Below are 17,206 nucleotides of genomic sequence, written 5' to 3'. Positions count from 1 at the left end.
AAATAATTCCCGATACCGCTCTTGCAAGCCGGAGTTCGGTTCCCACGTCCTTGAAAGGACATACGCCCGAATGCGGCCGGCAGGGTCGCTAGACATTCGGCGTGTCATGATCGCCAGCCGCAGACGTATGCCTCTTCTGCAGGAGGGTACGATGTCGGACTCTGGTTTCTTTAGTACTCATCGAACATGGGAAGACTGGTGCGGGATGCTGCTGGGTGCGGTGATCGTGGCCTCGCCGTGGTTCCCGATCCAGGATCAGGCGATCTCCAGTCACCAGACGGCCATCCTGAACACGGTCGCGATCGGTCTCGTCGTATTTGGCATCAGCCAGCTCGAATATGTCGCCTTGCAGCGCTGGCAGGAGGTGATGACGATCCTGGCCGGACTGTGGCTCATCGCCTCGCCATACGTGATCGGCTATTCCGGTGAGGGATTTCTCCGCATCTATCACACGACCCTTGGTGCGGTGGTGGTGCTGCTCGGCATTCTCCAGCTGTGGCAGGACTGGGATATGAATGACCAGGACTTGCTCAAGCACGGACAATAGACCGTAAGTACGGCAGGCCCGCCGGCCACGAGCGGCGGGCCTGTGCACTCACCGTGTCACGAGATCCGCATAGTCCGGGTGCTTGTCGATCCACGCCTTCACGAACGGGCATTGCGGGATCAGCTTCAATCCGTCGGCGCGGACCTGGTCGAGCGCGCCTTGCACCAGCTTCGAGCCAATGCCCTTGCCGCCAAGCTCCTTCGGCACGTCGGTGTGCTCGAAGGTGATGACACCGCCGTCGAGCCGGTAGTGCTCGGTCGCAAGATGACCCTCCACGTCGAGCTCATAGCGGTGATGGGCCTTGTTGTTGATGACGTCGCTCATATCATTGCCTTGCAGCTGCCGGCCTCGCGCACGAGATCGTAACGCACGGTCCGGCCGGGGTTTCCAATCCGAAGCTGTTCCGTTCAATCGGTCGCTTTGGCGAGCCTGGAATCTTCGGCCTGCGGCTGCGGGCGGAGGCAGCCCTGGCAGATGACCAGGGAGCGGTTGACCCTGGCGTCCTGTTCGGCCTCGATGCCATCCTGCGCCTGCCACCCTTCCTTCGAATGGGGCTGAGCGTCGGCTTGCAACCTGTTGCGCTCGGAGCGGCTGGAGGTTCGTGTCGGCTGCGAGGCGGTGCGGGGCCGGTTGGGATCCTCGCCGGCGCCATCCCAGGCATAGCGCGCAGGCTTGACGACGGGGCCGGATGCCAGATGCGCTTGCGGAGTCGCGGCACATCCGGCGAGCGCCAGTGACAACAGAAGGAGGGCAGGCGCTTTGACCATGATGCGGCACTCTGTACGCGAGAACTGAGCGAGGTTGCGTCGATCATGTTTAAGATTTCCTGAACGATATCGTTTGTGGTTGCGACCAACACCAATGCGATATCTGATCCTCCTGCTCAGCTTGCTCGTGACCGGCGCGCGTGCCGACGACGCAAAGCCGTTCAATCCGGCCGATTATCCGCCCGGCGTGCAGAAGGCTGTGCGCTACGCCAACGAGGAATGCGAGAGCCAGCAAGGCGGCGAGGTGACCTTCGCGCATGATACGGTGCGCAGGATCGACCTGACCGGCGATGGCCGCGAGGACTACATCGTCGATTTCCAGGACACCAAATGCGGCGATCGCGAGACGACCTATTGCGGAACCGGCGGTTGCGTCATGAAGATCCTGGTGACGCTGCCGGATGGCAGCGTGCGCGAGGTGTTCGACGGCTACGTGCTCCGCTATAAGATCATGGCCCCGCCAGTGAAGCGCGGCGCCGCGCGCACCATCCGCTTCGATCTGCATGGCAGTTTCTGCGGCGGCTTTGGTCCGCAAGCCTGCTGGAAGACCAAGGCCATCACGGCGACGCCTTTTGCGTTCAAGCAGTAGGCCAAGTCCGCGGCAGCCGGCCTTGCAGGGCCGCTGGCGTTGGCGATAAATGGGCTGCAATGAACGGACGGCTTGCGTGCCGCCCGTCGTCGAAGAGGAAGCCCGATGCAGCCCCTGCGCATGTCCCGCCGCGTCATGAATCTCGCCTATATGCTGACCCAGAATGCGCGGCGGCATGGCGCGCGTCCCGGCTTCGTCTGGGGGGACAAGTCCTGGACCTGGCGCGAGATCGATGCGCAGGTCTCCGCCCTGGCCGCGGCGCTCGCCGCGCGGGGCATAGCCAAGGGCGACCGCATCCTCGTCCATTCCAAGAATGGCGATGAGATGTTTGTCTCGATGTTCGCCGCGTTCCGGCTCGGCGCGGTCTGGGTGCCCACCAATTTCCGTCTGATGCCGGATGAGGTCAGCTATCTCGCGCAGGCCTCCGGCGCCAAGGCGTTCCTGTGCCATGTCGATTTCCCCGAGCACGCCGCGGCGGTGAAGGACGGTGCGCTGGAGTTCACCTGGAGCGTCGACGGCAAGGCCGCGTTCGGCGAGCGCTCGGTGGCCGATGCGATCGCCTCGCATTCGGGCGCCGTTGTGGAGAATGTCGCCGTCGAGCATGACGATCCCTGCTGGTTCTTCTTCACCTCCGGCACCACCGGACGCTCCAAGGCGGCCGTGCTCACCCACGGCCAGATGGGATTCGTCGTTACCAATCATCTCGCCGATCTGACGCCCGGCACGACCGAGCAGGATGCCTCGCTGGTGGTGGCACCGTTGTCGCACGGCGCCGGCGTGCACCAATTGATGCAGACCGCGCGCGGCGCGCGCACCGTGCTGCTGCCGACCGAGAAATTCGACATCAACGAGGCGTTCCGCCTGATCGAGGCGCATCGCGTCAGCAATCTCTTCACCGTGCCGACCATCCTGAAGATGATGGTCGAGCATCCCGCCGCCGGCAAATACGACCATTCCTCGCTGCGCTACGTCATCTATGCGGGCGCGCCGATGTATCGCGAGGACCAGAAGGCGGCGTTGAAGAAGCTCGGCAAGGTGATCGTGCAGTATTTTGGCCTCGGTGAGGTCACCGGCAACATCACCGTGCTGCCGGCGGCGCTGCACGACCCGGAGGACGGCCCGCACGCCAGGATCGGCACCTGCGGCTTCGAGCGCACCGGCATGCAGGTGTCGATTCAGGACGATGAGGGCCGCGAGCTCAAGGCTAACCAGAGCGGTGAGATCTGCGTGATCGGGCCTGCCGTGTTCGCCGGCTATTACAACAACCCCGAAGCCAATGCGAAGGCGTTCCGCAATGGCTGGTTCCGCACCGGCGACCTCGGCCACATGGACGAGGAGGGTTTTGTGTACATCACAGGACGTGCGTCGGACATGTACATCTCCGGCGGCTCCAATATCTATCCGCGCGAGATCGAGGAGAAGATCCTGACCCATCCCGGGATCGGCGAGGTCGCCGTGCTCGGCGTGCCCGACGCGACCTGGGGCGAGGTCGGCGTCGCCGTCTGCGTCGTCCGAGAAGGCGCGAAGGCGGTGACCGAAGCGGAGATGGCGGCGTTCTTGTCGCCGAAAGTGCCGCGCTACAAGATGCCGAAGCGCTTCTTCTTCTGGGACGCGCTGCCGAAATCGGGCTACGGCAAGGTGCCGAAGCGCATGGTGCGCGACGAGCTCGAGGCGCGCGGGCTGCTCGACCTCGACAAGGCGAGCTGAGCGCACCACATGCGGAGCATCAAGCAGCCGGGCGCGCCGCTTCCCGAACGCATTCAATGGGTGGAGGCGAGGGGACGCGCTTTCTCGTTCACACTTCAGGCCGGTCTGCCGCTGCTGGAGGCCGCGCGGCGCGGCTTTGCCGCGGAGGGCTTCGCCGGCGGCGTGCTGAACTTCCGCCGCGGCGCGCTCGGGCCGTTCGCCTATGTCATGCCGGCGCTGTCGAAGACCGGTGAGAATGCGGCGTTCTACAGCGATACGTTCCGGCCCGCCGGCGTGACGCGTTTGAGGCTCGGCAGCATGACGCTCGGCACGCGCGACGCTGCGCCGTTCTTTCATTGCCACGGACTGTGGACGGAGGCTGACGGCAAGACGAGCGGCGGCCACATGATGCCGGACGAGACCGTCGTCGCCGAGCCGTTCGAGGTCGAAGCCTTCGGTCTGAACGGTGCGGTGTTCACGGCCGAGCCTGATGCGGAGACCAACTTCAAGCTGTTCGGACCGGTCGCGGCTGCAAGCACCGGCGTGCTCACGACGAGCCGCGCCTTCGCGCTCCGCCTGCGCCCGAACCAGGATTTTGCCGGCGCACTCGAAGCGTTCTGCCGCACGAACGGCATCGCCCGCGCGAAGATCCATGGCGGCGTCGGATCGACCATCGGCGCGCGCTTCAGCCATGGCGGCGTGACCGAGCCGTTTGCGACGGAGCTGGCGATCACGGCAGGGACAATCGCGCCCGGCGCCTCCGGCGCGCTGGAAGCTGCGCTCGATGTCGCCCTGATCGACTATACCGGCGGCGTTGCGGAGGGGCGTCTGATCCGTGGCGACAATCCGGTACTGATGACGATGGAGCTGGTGCTGGAGGCAGGGGACTAGCTCGTCAGCCGTAAGGGAGTGGGTGCAAGATAGCGCTTTTGCACTCCAAATGTTCCTGTTACGTTCCATCGCGGACGCGAGGAGCGGCGGGACGTCATGGCACGAAGAGGCAATCGAACGATCAACCTGCCAGCGCCGTATCTGAAGCGGGTATGGCTCGATCCGTCGCAGGTTCGCGACCGCGAGGCCTATCCGTTCTGCTTGCCGATCTTCCCTGACGATTTCGAGCTTAGCTTCGATAATCCCATCACGATCATCGTTGGAGAGAACGGTACCGGGAAGTCGACCATCCTCGAAGGCATCGCAGCGCTCGCCGGATATGACGATGCCGGTGGCGGCAAGGGCTACAAGCCGGTCGATCATTCCGAAGCGCGCGAGGAGATGGGCGGCCAACTCTCCAAGGCGCTGCGCGCAAGCTGGCTGCCGAAGATCACCAACGGCTGGTTCTTTCGTGCGGAGAGCTTTTTCTCGGTCGCGCGATATCTGGACAAGGCTGCGCGCGACGCCGGCCAGGTCGGTCCCGATTTCTTGTCGCACTCCCATGGCGAAGGTTTTCTGCGCTTCTTCGAGGAGCGTTGCCAGCGCCAGGGCATCTTCATCTTCGACGAGCCGGAATCGGCGCTGTCGCCGGCGCGCCAGATCGAATTCCTCAAGCTACTGCGGCGCATGGAAGACTCCCGCATCTGCCAGGTCATCATGGCAACGCATTCGCCGATGCTCATGGCCTATCCCAACGCGCGGCTGCTGCGGCTCGGCAAATACGGCCTGGAGCCTGTCACGGTGGAGCAGACCGACCATTACCGGTTGATGCGTGAGTTTTGTGTCGATCCGCGCGGGTTCGTGGAGGCGACGCTGGGGGAGTAGGTGAGGGGATCCCCTAACAGTAGCTCTCTCTGTCGTCGTTGCGAGCGCAGCGAAGCAATCCAGAATCTTTCCGCGGCAGCAGTCTGGATTGCTTCGCTGCGCTCGCAATGACGGAGTGTGGAGCAGCAGTGCGCCAACTCCCGTGTCCCGGTCAAGCTGCAACGCGTGAGCATTGCGGCGCAGAGCCGGGACTCAGAAAGCCGCAGCATCGCGGATGCATGGGCTCCGGTTCTGCAGCGCATCACCATAGCGTCGAAGACGCGCGTGAACGCGCTTATGGTGCTGCGCAGCGTCTGTGGCACGAGACGTTATCAATTCGCTGGCACGGTTTCGCATCCTCGCGGCGGATTCCGCCCGAGCTTTGCTGCATTCGCCACCCTCGAGAGTGCCGAGGGCGCAGGGAAGGCCGGGTGCCGGCTGGCACCCGCGGTCCACTGTGCGAAGCGTGTGCTTGAAAAAGCTGCACAGCGGCATACAGGTGAAGCCAAACATCCGGCCTTCCCTGCGCAGTGGGTTGACGGCTTATGTCGTGCTCTCCCCGGGGAGCGATGCACTATTGCCCCCGTCGCCTTGCGGATGACTGACGGTGCGGGCCCGGTCGGCCCGCAACGTCACCGCAAGCCTTTGGCGCACAGACCCCGGGCGCCAGGACCACACGATTTTGCCGTACGCAGACTGCGCCCGTCGTGTGCGCGCCTCGCCTGCTCACGGAGTGATCCGCCCTGCAAACCGCCAGCGCGCGACGCTGCCTGCGTCCACCACCTCCCATCCCGCGTTCGTGACGATCGCGATGCGCCCCACGGCCCGGGTTGGGGTAGGCGCAACATGCGATAATTCCGAATTCGAGTAAGGCGAATTATTTCGGCTTGGCATGATTGACCCCGGTCTGGTGTTTTACCCGTCCGCCAACCCTATCAATGGTGTGCATTGGCTTTGCCACCGCCGTGCCACGAACGGGTCTCCCCATGGCCCAAAAATGCGCTAGCATGACCTCAGCGCGCGTTCCAAGTCGCGCAGATTGAGAAACGAGGAAACGAGATGAGGATGAGAAGCGGACCGGCGATCGCCGGGGTGGCGGCGCTGGCGGTGGCGGGGATGGCTCTGATGACCGCCTTCGAGCCGGTCTGGGCCCATGGGCCGACGCGGCAGAAGGTGCGGGAATCCATCGAGATCAACGCGGCCCCCGCCAAGGTGTGGGCGGTGATCGGCAATTTCCAGGACATGAGCTGGCTTCAGCCGGTCACCAAGACCCAAGGCGAGAAGGGCAACGAGATCGGCGCGACGCGCAAGCTGACCCTGACGGGCGGCGGGACGGTCGAGGAGGAGCTCTACAAATACGAGCCCGACATGCAGAGCTATTCGTACCGGATCACCAAGGTCGACGTGAAGGTGCTGCCTGTGACCAATTATTCCTCGACCCTGACGGTCTCGCCCGCGCCTGATGGCAAGGCCAAGCTGGAATGGGCCGGCGCGTTCTATCGCGGCTATCCCAACAACGACCCGCCGCCGGAGCTGAGCGACGAGGCCGCGATCAAGGCCGTGAGCGGGCTGTACAAGGCCGGGCTCGAGGCGCTCAAGAAGAAGATCGAGAGCGGCAGCTGATCGTGCGAGCGCTGGTTCTGGCGGCGCTCGCCGCCAGCCTTTGTTACGCCGGCTTTGGAAGCGCGCGCGCCGACGAGGCGTTCGTCACCAACCAGCTCAGCGAAGATCTGATGGTGGTGGATCTCGCTGGCGCGCGCGGCGTTGCGACCATCCCAATCGGCGGCAAGCCGGCCGGCGTCGCCGTCAGCGCCGACGGGCGCTTTGCCTATGTCACGAGCCCGGATGCCAAGGCGGTGACGGTGGTCGACGCTGCCACGCGGCAGGTCGCCGGCCGCGTCGAGGTCGGCGGCGGGCCGCTCGGCATTGCCGTGGCGCCCGATGGCAAGACGGTCTATGTCGCCGATTGGTACGCGGCCGCGGTGCGGGTGATCGATACGGCCTCGCGCAGCGTTGTCGCCAGCATCGCGGTCGGCGCCTCGCCGTCGGGTCTTGCGGTGACGCCCGACGGCAAGCTGCTGCTCTCGGCGGACCGCGACGACGACAGCGTCTCGGTGGTGGAAACGGCAACGCGCCAAGGCAAGGCCGTGATCAAGGTCGGCACCCGCCCGTTCGGCGTCACCATCGATGCCGAGGGCAAGCGCGCCTACACCGCCAATGTCGGCTCCGACGATGTCTCCGTGATCGATATCGCGGAAGGCCGCGAGATCGGCCGCGTGCCGGTCGGCATGCGCCCATATGCGGTGGCGCTGACGCTAGGCCGAGGCTTCGTCACCGACCAATATGGCGGCACCGTCAGCGTGTTCGACCTGGCGAGCCTCAAGCCGGTCAAGCGCATCCATGTCGGCGACTATCCCGAAGGCATTGCGGCGACTGCCGACGGCAAGCGCGTCATTGTCGCCTGCTGGGAAAGCAACACGCTAAGCATCATCGATGCGGCCGAGCTCAAGGTGATCGGCGAGATCAAGACCGGCGACGGCCCAAGGGCGTTCGGGGCGTTCCTGCGCAGGACGGAGTAGTTCGTCACAACCCGAGGCCGCTTGCTCCGGCCGGCCGAATTCAAGCGGCCATTCCGCCAGAGCTCAATTGACGTTCTGCGCTTCCAAGATCGTGTTCTCCGGCGCGCCTCGGTCGGTCCAGTCCGGCGGCAGCCCGATTCTTTCTCCGGCCAGGCCTGCCAATCCTGGCGCCCGGCCGAATGTTTCGCAGATCGCTTCCTTGGGCGCACCACCGAGAGAGGCGCTCAATCTGTCGACGGAAGGCGGCGTGGGGACCTTCCCGAACGGGCTCTCCGCGGCAACGAGAAACCTCCCGAAATCGCTTCCGAAAGCCTCGGCCAGGTCATAGGCGTCGCCATCGCTCGATACACGCGGAGCGCTGGTGAAGGAGTTCGCTCCGCGCGCCCAGATCATGGCCGCCTGTTGGTTGCCGCTGCGGTCACGGGCCTCGGCCTCGACGGACAGGCTTCCCAGTCCGATCGGAAGGCGCGGCACCGGAATGGGCACGCCGGGAGCGACGATGGACGGCACGACGCTCGCGACCTTGGAGACGCCGGCTGCCGCCGCATCGGTCGGCGCAATCTGTGTGATGACGGCGCGAACATTCAAGTCCGCAGCCTCCGTGGGAGCTACGATCCGGAAGCGCTCGCTGAGCGCAAGACACATCGCTCTGTTGATTGCGTTCTTGATCAGCCTGCGCTGCTGCGGCGTGAACGGCTGGCTGGCTGCGGTCGCCGTGAACGCGGTCGGCTCGATGCGAGCGGTCTTCGCGGCGAGAACATCAGCCTTGCTGATCCGGAGCTGCGACTTGGTCAAGAGACCATCGGACGGCGTGAGATCGTCGTAGGAGGCCAGCGACCCCGCTCGTTCCAGCGGAGCCGCCGCGCAACCGGCGGCCATCGAGCTCAAGACCGCAACTGCGAGCCACCTCATGGCGAGGGAACGAGACCGGTCGCCACTCCCTGGGCCACGCGCCGGGACTGCGCGACGGGCAGGGGAGAAGGTGCGGCGCCCGGCGCCGAGGCGAGCATGGGCTGCCAGGTCACGTTCCAGCGCGCCAGCGTGGCACCGTTGCCATCGAAAACCAGGTCGAGAAAGGCCAGGGTGAGCTCGGCCGTCGCGAGCTTCACCTTCGGGTTGAGCGCCGGACCACCGGTGAACGAGCGATCGGTGAAGATGCTGTGCGAGCCGCCTTCGAACACGGCAAGCAGCTTGCGCGGTGTGGCAATGGCGTTGAAGACCTCCAGCCGGTCGGCAGCGGGTGAGTAATATCCGGGGATCTGGATGACGTCCTTCGTCGCCGTCACGTGCAGGGTTGGAACGGTGATCCTGCTCAACACCGAGGCAAGATCGGGTTCGCCATAGAATGGAGGGGCCGAAATGACGATGGCGGCGGCAAAGCGCGGGTCGCGCGCCTCGACCCACTTGCCGTCGCGCATCACGCGGGCGCCAACCGCAACAAGCGCCGTGTTCGCCCCATAGGAATGCCCCGCCGCCATGATGCGCCGGCGGTCTACGTGGGCACCATGGGGACTCGACAGCATGCGATCCAGGGCAAAGCGCAGATCCAGGGCTCGCGCCAGCGCCTCGCTCTCGTGAGCGGCACGCTGCAGGCGGTCCACGACGGCGAGGGGATTGCCCGCCCAGAGCGAGGAATCGCTGCCGGCATGCTGAACATGCAGGCTGGCGACGCCGCGGGCCGACCAATATCGCCCCAGATAGCTGTAGCCCCGGCGAGAGCCGCCGAGCCCATGGGAGAACACGATGAGCGGCACGCGCGATCCCGGCGCAACATCCGCCGGCCAGTGCAGGCGCGCCGGAACGGGCCGCGAACGCGCCGGATCGACCCAGTCGAAGTCGACGACCGCGGGGGGCGCGGACTGCGCCCGGGCTGGAGGCGCGGCGAGCGTGGCCGTGACGGCGACCGCCAGCAGCGCGGCACCGAACCGCCGTCGGGTCAGGCTTGTCGCTCCGCTCGCACCGTCCGCGCCATTCGCGTGCGCGGATCGCACATGCTGAGAGGAAGTGTCGCTCAACCCGTTCACCATGAAGGCACCTTGTATGAAGTCGCACCGAGTGTAATCGACGTATTGCACTTAGTGTAATTTTGCAAACTGGTCGATTTCATGGCAAAACAGGTCATGAAAAGTTCATCCCGGAAGGAGGAAGGCCTGCGCGAGCGGAAGCGGCGCGAAACGCTGCATCGTATCGCCGAGCAGGGCCTTAAACTGTTTCTGACCAGGGGCTATGATGCCACCACGCTCGACGCGATCGCGGAGGCGGCGGGGATCTCGCGGCGGACGTTCTTCTACTACTTCAAGTCCAAGGAAGAGATCCTCCTGGCGTGGCAGGATGGTGGTTTCAGCGAGACCTTGCGTGCCGCCGTGCTCGAGCAAACGACCAAGCAGTCGCCGCTCGATGCCGCAAGGAACGGCCTGCTGGAGCTGACAGCCCGCTTCCCGGTCGATTACAAGCAAACAAAAGTGATCGAGCGCCTGATGTCCGCGAACGAGTCGCTTCGCATCCGGCAGCAGGCGAAATACGTCGAGAAGGAAGCTGCCGTGTTCGCGGCGCTGTCCCAGATGTGGCCGCAGCCGCATCGGCAGGCTGCGCTGCGCGTGGTCGCCATGATGTCGGTCGGAGCCTTGCGGCTTGCGATGGACAGTTGGAATCGCGACCAGGGCAAGCGGCCCTTGGCCGTCTACGTGAAAGAGGCTTTTGCGTGCCTGAACCGGGAGATCGGAGCGGGAGCCTCGCGCAAGGCTGCCGGTCGATCCGGCGAGTGAGTGAGGGCCGGCCCGGGCTCTCGATGGAAAAGCAATACGGCCGCGCGGTGGTGTTAAGCCCGCATCGGAGCTGTGACGCCGATCAGCGCCGGCGCGATGTCACGGATGTGCTCGAACACATGGTCGGGCCGAAGCGCCGTTAGCGCCGCCGGTGCCGCATAGCCCCAGCACACCGCGCCGCAGGCGATCCCGACCGCCCGCGCCGCGTCGATGTCGCGGACCTCGTCGCCGATCGAGATCACCCTGCTAGGCGCGACGCCGGCGCGGCGGATGACCCGGCGGAATTTCGCGGCCTTGCCGAACAGCGACGCTGCGCAGTCGAAATGCGAGAACAGCGCTGCGGCGTCCCCGAGCTTCTCGCGCGCATTGGCCTCGCTGTCGGACGTCACCAGCGCCAGCTGCACGCCGTTCTCGGCCAGCGTTCGCAGCATCGTCTCGACGTCTGCGAACAGCGAAATCTCGGAAGCCGCCTCCGCCTTCAGCCGCCGCGCATGCCGCGCGATCGCCGGCAGCTTCCACATGGGCACTTCGAGCTTGGCGAGGATCTCGCGCGACGAGGCGTGGCGCAGCTCCTCGACATCCTCGTCCTTTACGCGGCGAAAGCCGAAGCGGTCCGCGACGTCGTTGATGGTGCGCAGGAACCACGGGAAGCTGTCGGCGAGGGTACCGTCGAGGTCGAATATGGCGAGGGAATAGGGCATGAGGCCGGATTTTGAGCTCGCTGACAAGCGTGAGGTCGCGTGCTAAATATTCGTGGAGTTCGAGAACAGCCATGCGACACGAGCGGATCGAAATCAACCCTGCGATCGGCCGTTACGTCGTGATCGACGAGGTTCGATTCCGATCTCGACCCCTGTAGCTCCCTCACCGCAACTTACGGACATCGACATTGATGTCGAGATCGATATTCGTCACGCAGGTCTGGGTGCTCCTATGCGAGCCGCCTTCATGCCAGCGGCCATCCCGCGCCCGGGCCCCACTGACATTGGCCAGCTTCAGGCAGAGCCATTGCGGCAGCGCCTGCTGCTTTCGCCTGCAAACTGCCAGGCCAGCACGGCTTCGTCACCGGACTTGTCGGTGCCGATGATATGCGGACAGAGCTCGCGACGGCGACCCTCGTAGACGCAAGTCACCTGTTGATCGGCGAGGATCGCGTTCCGAATAGCGTATAGGTTCGACTGGCTCATTGCTCCCTCCAGATCGATCATCTGGCCTTGCCAACCACTTGAGTGTAGTGATGCAGGACTGGAAGGGTAACCATGCCGATCAATGACACCCAGCTCAGCAAATTTCTGAGCCTGGTCCTGCGCCACCAGCCGGAAACGATCGGGTTGGTGCTGGATTCGCACGGGTGGGCCAGCATCGACGACCTGATCGCCAAGGCAAATGCCGCCGGCACAAAGTTTGGCCGCGATGATCTGCTGCGCGTCGTCGCAGAGAGCGACAAGAAGCGTTTCTCGCTGTCCCCTGGAACTGATCGCATTCGCGCCGCGCAAGGACATTCCGTCTCGGTTGAACTTGGCTTGGCGCCGCAGGAGCCGCCGTCGATCCTGTATCATGGCACGGCGACACGGTTTGTCGAGGCGATCCTGTCCGAGGGCCTGAAGCCGCAGGCGCGCCAGCAGGTGCATCTGTCCTCCGACGAGGCAACTGCGCAGCGTGTCGGTCAGCGCCACGGCAAGCCGCACATCTTCAAGGTCGATGCCGGCAGCATGCATGCCAAGGGATTCAAGTTTTTTCGCGCAGAGAACGGTGTGTGGCTGACCGACCATGTGCCGCCGGAGTTCCTGGCGTAGCTTACGTCCTGGATTTCCAAACGGTCTCCTCGGTCCAGCCGAGTTCGGCGAATTCGGCGGCTCGCAGCGGCGCTTCGCCTTCCGCGAAGAACTCGTCGAGCTGCGGGGGCGCGACATCCGTTTCGCACAGCATGGCATGCGCCTGTCCGCGATGATGAATTTGATGCTGGAAGAGATGCATGAGCAGCCGGTCGCAGCGCTCGGTTTGAACGCTCGTATCGCGGTTGATCCGGACGAAGGCGTCGAGCCGTTCAGTTGTCAGCGCATCGCAGATCGCAATCAGGCGGTTGTCCATTGCGGCCTGGGCAGCTTTGAGCTCGGCTAACGAGGGGTACGGCACCTCGTTCTTCCAGGCTGCCGGTCCGAGCCAGCCCCCTTCAAGCGCATCGATGTAGAAGAAGTCGATGATGTAGATGTGGTTCAGCGTACGCTGCAGGCTTGGAAAGAAGCCGGTGCGGTGGGCTTCGAATTCAGACTGGGATAGCGCAGCGCAGGCGGCGAGCAGGCGATGGTTCGCCCAAGCGTTGTTGTGGGCGAAGGCGCGGTAGGTTTGGACGAGTCCAGCGGACATGTCGGTTCTTTCCCGATCGAATAGTGGCGGATTACGCTCCGCTAATCCGCCCTCAGCCCCGTGGCTTCGATGCAGCGCAATCTACTCCGCCGCCTCGCTCGCGGTTCGCCTCCGCTTCGGCTTCCGCGCCTTCTCCAGCACGGGAGCCAAAAATTTGCCCGTATAGCTTCGCGGCGCCTTCGCAATGTCTTCCGGAGGTCCCCACGCCACGATCTCGCCGCCGCCGTCGCCGCCTTCGGGGCCGAGATCGATGACCCAGTCGGCGGTCTTGATGACTTCGAGATTGTGCTCAATGACGACGACCGTGTTGCCCTGCGCGACCAGCTCGTGCAGGACCTCCAGGAGCTTCTTGACGTCGTGGAAGTGCAGGCCGGTGGTGGGCTCGTCCAGGATGTAGAGCGTGCGGCCGGTCGCGCGCTTTGACAATTCTTTTGCCAGCTTGACGCGCTGGGCTTCGCCGCCCGAGAGCGTCGTCGCTTGCTGGCCGACATGGATGTAGTCGAGGCCGACGCGGTGCAATGTCTGAAAAGTCTCGCGCACGCGCGGCACCGCCTTGAAGAACTCGGCAGCTTCCTCGACAGTCATGTCGAGCACGTCGGCGATGCTCTTGCCCTTGAACAGCACCTCCAGCGTCTCGCGGTTGTAGCGCTTGCCCTTGCAGACGTCGCAGGTGACGTAGACGTCGGGCAGGAAGTGCATCTCGATCTTGATGACGCCGTCGCCCTGGCAGGCCTCGCAGCGGCCGCCCTTGACGTTGAAGGAGAAGCGGCCGGGCTCGTAGCCACGTGCTTTCGCTTCCGGCAGGCCGGCGAACCATTCGCGGATCGGCGTGAACGCGCCGGTATAGGTCGCCGGATTCGAACGCGGCGTACGGCCGATCGGTGACTGGTCGATGTCGATGATCTTGTCGATGTGCTCGAGGCCCTCGATGCGGTCGTGCGGGGCGGCGCCCTCGCTGGCGTTGTTCAGCTTGCGGGCGATGGCGCGGTAGAGCGTATCGATCAGCAGCGTCGACTTGCCGCCGCCGGAGACGCCGGTGACGCAGGTAAACAGGCCGAGCGGAATTTCCGCCGTGACGTTCTTGAGGTTATTGCCTCGCGCATTCACCACCTTGATGGTGCGGCGGTGATTCGGCGGACGCCGCTCCGGCACCTCGACCTCGAGCTCGCCGGTGAGGTACTTGCCGGTCAGCGATTTCGGGTTGCGCATGATCTCGGCGGGCGTGCCTTCGGCGACGATGTTGCCGCCATGCATGCCGGCGCCGGGGCCGATGTCGAGCACGTAGTCGGCGAGACGAATGGCGTCCTCGTCATGCTCGACCACGACCACGGTGTTGCCGAGGTCGCGCAGCCGCTTCAGCGTATCGAGCAGGCGGGCGTTGTCGCGCTGGTGCAGGCCGATCGAAGGCTCGTCCAGCACGTAGAGCACGCCTGTGAGCCCCGAGCCGATCTGCGAGGCGAGGCGGATGCGCTGGCTCTCGCCGCCGGACAGCGTGCCGGAGGAGCGGGACAGCGTCAGATAATTGAGGCCGACGTCGAGCAGGAAGGTGAGGCGCTCGCGGATCTCCTTCAGGATGCGGCCCGCGATCTCGTTCTGCTGCGCGTTCAGCGCCTCCGGCACGGTCTCGAACCATGCGCCGGCGCCCTTCACGGACAGCTCCGAGATTTCGCCGATATGCTTGCCGCCGACCTTGACGCAGAGCGCCTCGGGCTTGAGCCGAAAGCCCTTGCAGCCCTCGCAGGGGACGTCGTGGAAATATTTCGCCAGCTCCTCGCGGGCCCACTCGCTCTCGGTCTCGCGGTAGCGGCGGTTGATGTTGGTGATGACTCCTTCGAACGGCTTCTTGGTGTCGTAGGAGCGCACCCCGTCCTCGTAGGAGAACTTGATCTCGTCCTCGCCCGAGCCGTAGAGAATCGCGTTTTGCGTCTTCTTCGGCAGATCCTTCCACTTGGTGTCGAGCGTGAACTTGTAGTGCTTGCCGAGCGCGGTCAGCGTCTGCACGTAATAGGGCGACGACGACTTGGCCCAGGGCGCGATCGCGCCCTTGCGCAGCGTCAGATCCTTCTCAGGGATGACGAGGTCTTCGTCGACATGCTGCTCGACGCCGAGGCCGCCGCAGGCGGGGCAGGCGCCGTAGGGATTGTTGAAGGAGAACAGGCGCGGCTCGATCTCGGGGATGGTGAAGCCGGAGACCGGGCAGGCGAACTTTTCCGAGAACAGGATGCGCTCGGGCCCGCTCTTGTCGTGGATTTTCGCGGTCTTCTTCTTTTCCTCCGCAGGCGCAGCCGCCGCGGGCGCATCGGCGAACTCGACGACGGCAAGGCCTTCGGCGAGCTTTAGCGCGGTCTCAAAGCTCTCGGCGAGGCGCTGGCCGATATCGGCACGCACCACGATGCGATCGACCACCACGTCGATGTCGTGCGGGAATTTCTTGTCGAGGCTAGGAGCTTCCGCCAGCTCATGGAAGGTGCCGTCGATCTTGACGCGCTGAAAGCCCTTCTTGAGCCATTCGGCGAGCTCCTTCCTGTACTCGCCCTTGCGGCCGCGCACGACGGGGGCGAGCAGATAGAGGCGGGTGCCCTCGGGCAGCGCCAGCACGCGGTCGACCATCTGCGAGACGGTCTGGCTCTCGATCGGCAGGCCTGTGGCCGGCGAATAGGGTACGCCGACGCGGGCCCAGAGCAGGCGCATGTAGTCGTAGATCTCGGTGACGGTGCCGACGGTCGAGCGCGGGTTCTTCGACGTCGTCTTCTGCTCGATCGAGATCGCCGGCGACAGGCCGTCGATCTGGTCGACGTCGGGCTTCTGCATCATCTCCAGGAACTGGCGGGCATAGGCCGACAGCGATTCGACGTAGCGGCGCTGGCCCTCGGCATAGATGGTGTCGAAGGCGAGCGAGGATTTGCCGGAGCCGGATAGCCCGGTGAACACCACCAGCTTGTCGCGGGGAATCTCGACGTCGATATTCTTGAGGTTGTGCTCGCGCGCGCCGCGGATCGTAATTGCGCGCAGGCTGGAGCCCGCGTTCTGTTGTTGGCGCTTCGCCTTGATCACTTCATCCATCCGAGTTGCCCTCAAGGAAGCCCAAAGGTGCGCGATCGCGCCAACAAAAAAGGCGCGCTGCGCCCGGAACCGGGATCGGCGCCGATGGGTATGGCAGCGAACGTAGGAAGAACGGCGGCGGATTTCCAGTGGGACTTGCGAATCGTCAACGGATTGTTGGCGTGCTGGCGGGATCTGGCAGCAGGAACGCGCGGAACCGCTCGCGGAGCACCCAGCCAAAACAAAAAGGCCGGCGCGAGGCCGGGCCTTTCGTGACGATGTGACGTCGATCGTGATCAGTACTTCGCGACCACCGGGCCACCGAAGGTGTAGTTGAGTCGAACGGTAGCCATGTCCACGTCCTGCTTGATGCTGTCGGTGCGAGTGGTCACGCCGAGGAAGGTGAAGGTCTCGTTGTGCCTGCCCATGAACAGGTGGTTGTATTCGACAGCGACCGACCAGTTCGGGGCGAAGCCGAATTCTATGCCGGTGCCGACGGTACCGCCCCAGCGCGTTTCGTTCGCGGTGTCGAGCGTAACGCCGCCAAAACTGCCAGTGTACTTGTTGTGAGTGACGGCAGCGCCGCCCTTCACGTACCAAAGCACGTTGTTCCAGGCATAACCGACCTGGCCAGTGAAGAGGCCGATGGCGTCGATCCTGGTCTCGTTCACCAGCGGCGCGAGCGCGGCAGGCGAGCTGATGTTCGAACCCTTCAGGTCAGCCCAGTCGCCCTGGGCTTCGAGACCGAATACCCAGTTGGCGGACTGCCAGCGATAACCGATCTGGCCGCCGACGAGTGCGCCGGTCGCATTGTGACAACCTTCGGCCACCGCCGGAGCGACCACGAAGGGGCCGACACTGGTGAGATCCCAACAGTTGCGGCTCCAGCCACCGCCGGCGTTGGCGCCGAGGTAGAAACCGCTCCAGTTGTACACCGCGATCGGTGCCACCGGAGCCTTGGTGTAGGGGCGGGCCGCCAAATCGGCCGCCGAGGCCGGTGCCAACGCGCTGAGTGCGAACAAGCTGGCCGAAGCCAGCAAAAGCTTCTTCATATCCATTCCCCACTTCCATTTCTCATTCCGGTCTTCCGGAGAGCGGAAGAGCAGCGGACCTTATGACTCAAGCAACGT

18 protein-coding genes are annotated in these 17,206 nt (G+C 64.6%); 9 read left to right on the top strand and 9 right to left on the bottom strand.

Going from position 1 to position 17,206, the window contains the following annotated elements; genetic code table 11:
• Window positions 1–151: 151 nt before the first annotated feature.
• Window positions 152–547, top strand: a complete 396-nt coding sequence (locus GA0061099_RS41245) for an SPW repeat protein (protein ID WP_036028203.1) — start codon at window positions 152–154, stop codon at window positions 545–547.
• 48 nt (window positions 548–595) lie between these two features.
• Here GA0061099_RS41245 and GA0061099_RS18935 read toward each other — a convergent pair whose 3' ends face one another.
• On the bottom strand, window positions 596–871 hold the full coding sequence (locus tag GA0061099_RS18935) for a GNAT family N-acetyltransferase (RefSeq protein ID WP_036028195.1): 276 nt from the start codon (window positions 869–871) through the stop codon (window positions 596–598).
• An 83-nt stretch (window positions 872–954) separates the two neighbouring features.
• On the bottom strand, window positions 955–1,314 hold the full coding sequence (locus tag GA0061099_RS18930) for a hypothetical protein (protein ID WP_036028193.1): 360 nt from the start codon (window positions 1,312–1,314) through the stop codon (window positions 955–957).
• Between the two features lie 94 nt (window positions 1,315–1,408).
• On the opposite strand from GA0061099_RS18930, the gene GA0061099_RS18925 reads away from it, so the two are divergent.
• The 6 genes from GA0061099_RS18925 (at window position 1,409) to GA0061099_RS18895 (ending at window position 7,902) form a co-directional block, all read left to right on the top strand.
• Complete coding sequence (locus GA0061099_RS18925; protein WP_036012718.1) at window positions 1,409–1,903, top strand: hypothetical protein; 495 nt, start codon at window positions 1,409–1,411, stop codon at window positions 1,901–1,903.
• 105 nt (window positions 1,904–2,008) lie between these two features.
• Window positions 2,009–3,610, top strand: coding sequence for an acyl-CoA synthetase (locus GA0061099_RS18920; RefSeq protein WP_036028190.1), 1,602 nt, complete (start codon window positions 2,009–2,011; stop codon window positions 3,608–3,610).
• Between the two features lie 9 nt (window positions 3,611–3,619).
• Complete coding sequence (locus GA0061099_RS18915; protein WP_036028187.1) at window positions 3,620–4,480, top strand: PCC domain-containing protein; 861 nt, start codon at window positions 3,620–3,622, stop codon at window positions 4,478–4,480.
• Window positions 4,481–4,576: 96 nt separating this feature from the next.
• Window positions 4,577–5,344: an AAA family ATPase gene (locus GA0061099_RS18910; protein WP_036012712.1), complete on the top strand. Its 768-nt coding sequence runs from the start codon at window positions 4,577–4,579 to the stop codon at window positions 5,342–5,344.
• Between the two features lie 1,038 nt (window positions 5,345–6,382).
• On the top strand, window positions 6,383–6,946 hold the full coding sequence (locus GA0061099_RS18900) for an SRPBCC family protein (protein WP_036028185.1): 564 nt from the start codon (window positions 6,383–6,385) through the stop codon (window positions 6,944–6,946).
• Between the two features lie 2 nt (window positions 6,947–6,948).
• Window positions 6,949–7,902: a YVTN family beta-propeller repeat protein gene (locus GA0061099_RS18895; protein WP_074447968.1), complete on the top strand. Its 954-nt coding sequence runs from the start codon at window positions 6,949–6,951 to the stop codon at window positions 7,900–7,902.
• A 63-nt stretch (window positions 7,903–7,965) separates the two neighbouring features.
• Here the strand turns inward: GA0061099_RS18895 and GA0061099_RS18890 are convergent, their stop codons facing one another.
• Both GA0061099_RS18890 and GA0061099_RS18885 read right to left on the bottom strand, forming a co-directional pair.
• Window positions 7,966–8,781 (bottom strand): DUF3313 domain-containing protein, encoded by an 816-nt coding sequence (locus GA0061099_RS18890; RefSeq protein ID WP_306469099.1) that lies wholly within the window; start codon window positions 8,779–8,781, stop codon window positions 7,966–7,968.
• 29 nt (window positions 8,782–8,810) lie between these two features.
• A complete protein-coding gene (locus GA0061099_RS18885) occupies window positions 8,811–9,917 on the bottom strand; it encodes an alpha/beta hydrolase family protein (RefSeq protein ID WP_225112467.1) in 1,107 nt (368 codons plus the stop codon).
• 105 nt (window positions 9,918–10,022) lie between these two features.
• Here GA0061099_RS18885 and GA0061099_RS18880 point away from each other — a divergent pair, with 105 nt between their 5' ends.
• Window positions 10,023–10,667, top strand: coding sequence for a TetR/AcrR family transcriptional regulator (locus GA0061099_RS18880; protein ID WP_036028176.1), 645 nt, complete (start codon window positions 10,023–10,025; stop codon window positions 10,665–10,667).
• Between the two features lie 53 nt (window positions 10,668–10,720).
• Here the strand turns inward: GA0061099_RS18880 and GA0061099_RS18875 are convergent, their stop codons facing one another.
• On the bottom strand, window positions 10,721–11,368 hold the full coding sequence (locus GA0061099_RS18875) for an HAD-IA family hydrolase (RefSeq protein WP_036012680.1): 648 nt from the start codon (window positions 11,366–11,368) through the stop codon (window positions 10,721–10,723).
• Between the two features lie 294 nt (window positions 11,369–11,662).
• The gene (locus GA0061099_RS39380) at window positions 11,663–11,875 is read right to left on the bottom strand and encodes a hypothetical protein (protein ID WP_050996043.1); all 213 of its coding nucleotides are present in this window, start codon (window positions 11,873–11,875) and stop codon (window positions 11,663–11,665) included.
• A gap of 51 nt (window positions 11,876–11,926) precedes the next feature.
• Here GA0061099_RS39380 and GA0061099_RS18865 point away from each other — a divergent pair, with 51 nt between their 5' ends.
• A complete protein-coding gene (locus GA0061099_RS18865; protein WP_036028168.1) occupies window positions 11,927–12,463 on the top strand; it encodes an RNA 2'-phosphotransferase in 537 nt (178 codons plus the stop codon).
• 1 nt (window position 12,464) lies between these two features.
• Here the strand turns inward: GA0061099_RS18865 and GA0061099_RS18860 are convergent, their stop codons facing one another.
• The 3 genes from GA0061099_RS18860 to GA0061099_RS18850 form a co-directional block, all read right to left on the bottom strand.
• Window positions 12,465–13,034: a DinB family protein gene (locus GA0061099_RS18860; RefSeq protein ID WP_036028166.1), complete on the bottom strand. Its 570-nt coding sequence runs from the start codon at window positions 13,032–13,034 to the stop codon at window positions 12,465–12,467.
• Window positions 13,035–13,115: 81 nt separating this feature from the next.
• Window positions 13,116–16,097 carry an excinuclease ABC subunit UvrA gene (uvrA, locus tag GA0061099_RS18855; RefSeq protein ID WP_036028164.1) on the bottom strand — a complete coding sequence of 994 codons (2,982 nt, stop codon included), beginning with the start codon at window positions 16,095–16,097 and terminating at the stop codon, window positions 13,116–13,118.
• Window positions 16,098–16,372: 275 nt separating this feature from the next.
• Window positions 16,373–17,128: an outer membrane protein gene (locus GA0061099_RS18850; RefSeq protein WP_036028173.1), complete on the bottom strand. Its 756-nt coding sequence runs from the start codon at window positions 17,126–17,128 to the stop codon at window positions 16,373–16,375.
• Window positions 17,129–17,206: the final 78 nt, after the last annotated feature.

This window comes from Bradyrhizobium yuanmingense (genome assembly GCF_900094575.1).
GTDB classification, from domain to species: Bacteria; Pseudomonadota; Alphaproteobacteria; order Rhizobiales; family Xanthobacteraceae; genus Bradyrhizobium; species Bradyrhizobium yuanmingense.
The sequence above is the reverse complement of the archived record's forward strand: the minus strand, read 5'-3'. Positions and strand labels throughout refer to the sequence as shown.

Bases quoted from the DNA above. Each gene is read 5' to 3' on its own strand.
- GA0061099_RS18935 (WP_036028195.1), bottom strand. From the start codon at position 871: ATGAGCGACGTCATCAACAACAAGGCCCATCACCGCTATGAGCTCGAC.
- GA0061099_RS18920 (WP_036028190.1), top strand. From the start codon at position 2,009: ATGCAGCCCCTGCGCATGTCCCGCCGCGTCATGAATCTCGCCTATATG.
- GA0061099_RS18930 (WP_036028193.1), bottom strand. From the start codon at position 1,314: ATGGTCAAAGCGCCTGCCCTCCTTCTGTTGTCACTGGCGCTCGCCGGA.
- GA0061099_RS41245 (WP_036028203.1), top strand. From the start codon at position 152: ATGTCGGACTCTGGTTTCTTTAGTACTCATCGAACATGGGAAGACTGG.
- GA0061099_RS18890 (WP_306469099.1), bottom strand. From the start codon at position 8,781: ATGGCCGCCGGTTGCGCGGCGGCTCCGCTGGAACGAGCGGGGTCGCTG.
- uvrA (WP_036028164.1), bottom strand. From the start codon at position 16,097: ATGGATGAAGTGATCAAGGCGAAGCGCCAACAACAGAACGCGGGCTCC.
- GA0061099_RS18860 (WP_036028166.1), bottom strand. From the start codon at position 13,034: ATGTCCGCTGGACTCGTCCAAACCTACCGCGCCTTCGCCCACAACAAC.
- GA0061099_RS39380 (WP_050996043.1), bottom strand. From the start codon at position 11,875: ATGATCGATCTGGAGGGAGCAATGAGCCAGTCGAACCTATACGCTATT.
- GA0061099_RS18915 (WP_036028187.1), top strand. From the start codon at position 3,620: ATGCGGAGCATCAAGCAGCCGGGCGCGCCGCTTCCCGAACGCATTCAA.
- GA0061099_RS18925 (WP_036012718.1), top strand. From the start codon at position 1,409: ATGCGATATCTGATCCTCCTGCTCAGCTTGCTCGTGACCGGCGCGCGT.
- GA0061099_RS18900 (WP_036028185.1), top strand. From the start codon at position 6,383: ATGAGGATGAGAAGCGGACCGGCGATCGCCGGGGTGGCGGCGCTGGCG.
- GA0061099_RS18865 (WP_036028168.1), top strand. From the start codon at position 11,927: ATGCCGATCAATGACACCCAGCTCAGCAAATTTCTGAGCCTGGTCCTG.
- GA0061099_RS18875 (WP_036012680.1), bottom strand. From the start codon at position 11,368: ATGCCCTATTCCCTCGCCATATTCGACCTCGACGGTACCCTCGCCGAC.
- GA0061099_RS18880 (WP_036028176.1), top strand. From the start codon at position 10,023: ATGAAAAGTTCATCCCGGAAGGAGGAAGGCCTGCGCGAGCGGAAGCGG.
- GA0061099_RS18850 (WP_036028173.1), bottom strand. From the start codon at position 17,128: ATGAAGAAGCTTTTGCTGGCTTCGGCCAGCTTGTTCGCACTCAGCGCG.
- GA0061099_RS18910 (WP_036012712.1), top strand. From the start codon at position 4,577: ATGGCACGAAGAGGCAATCGAACGATCAACCTGCCAGCGCCGTATCTG.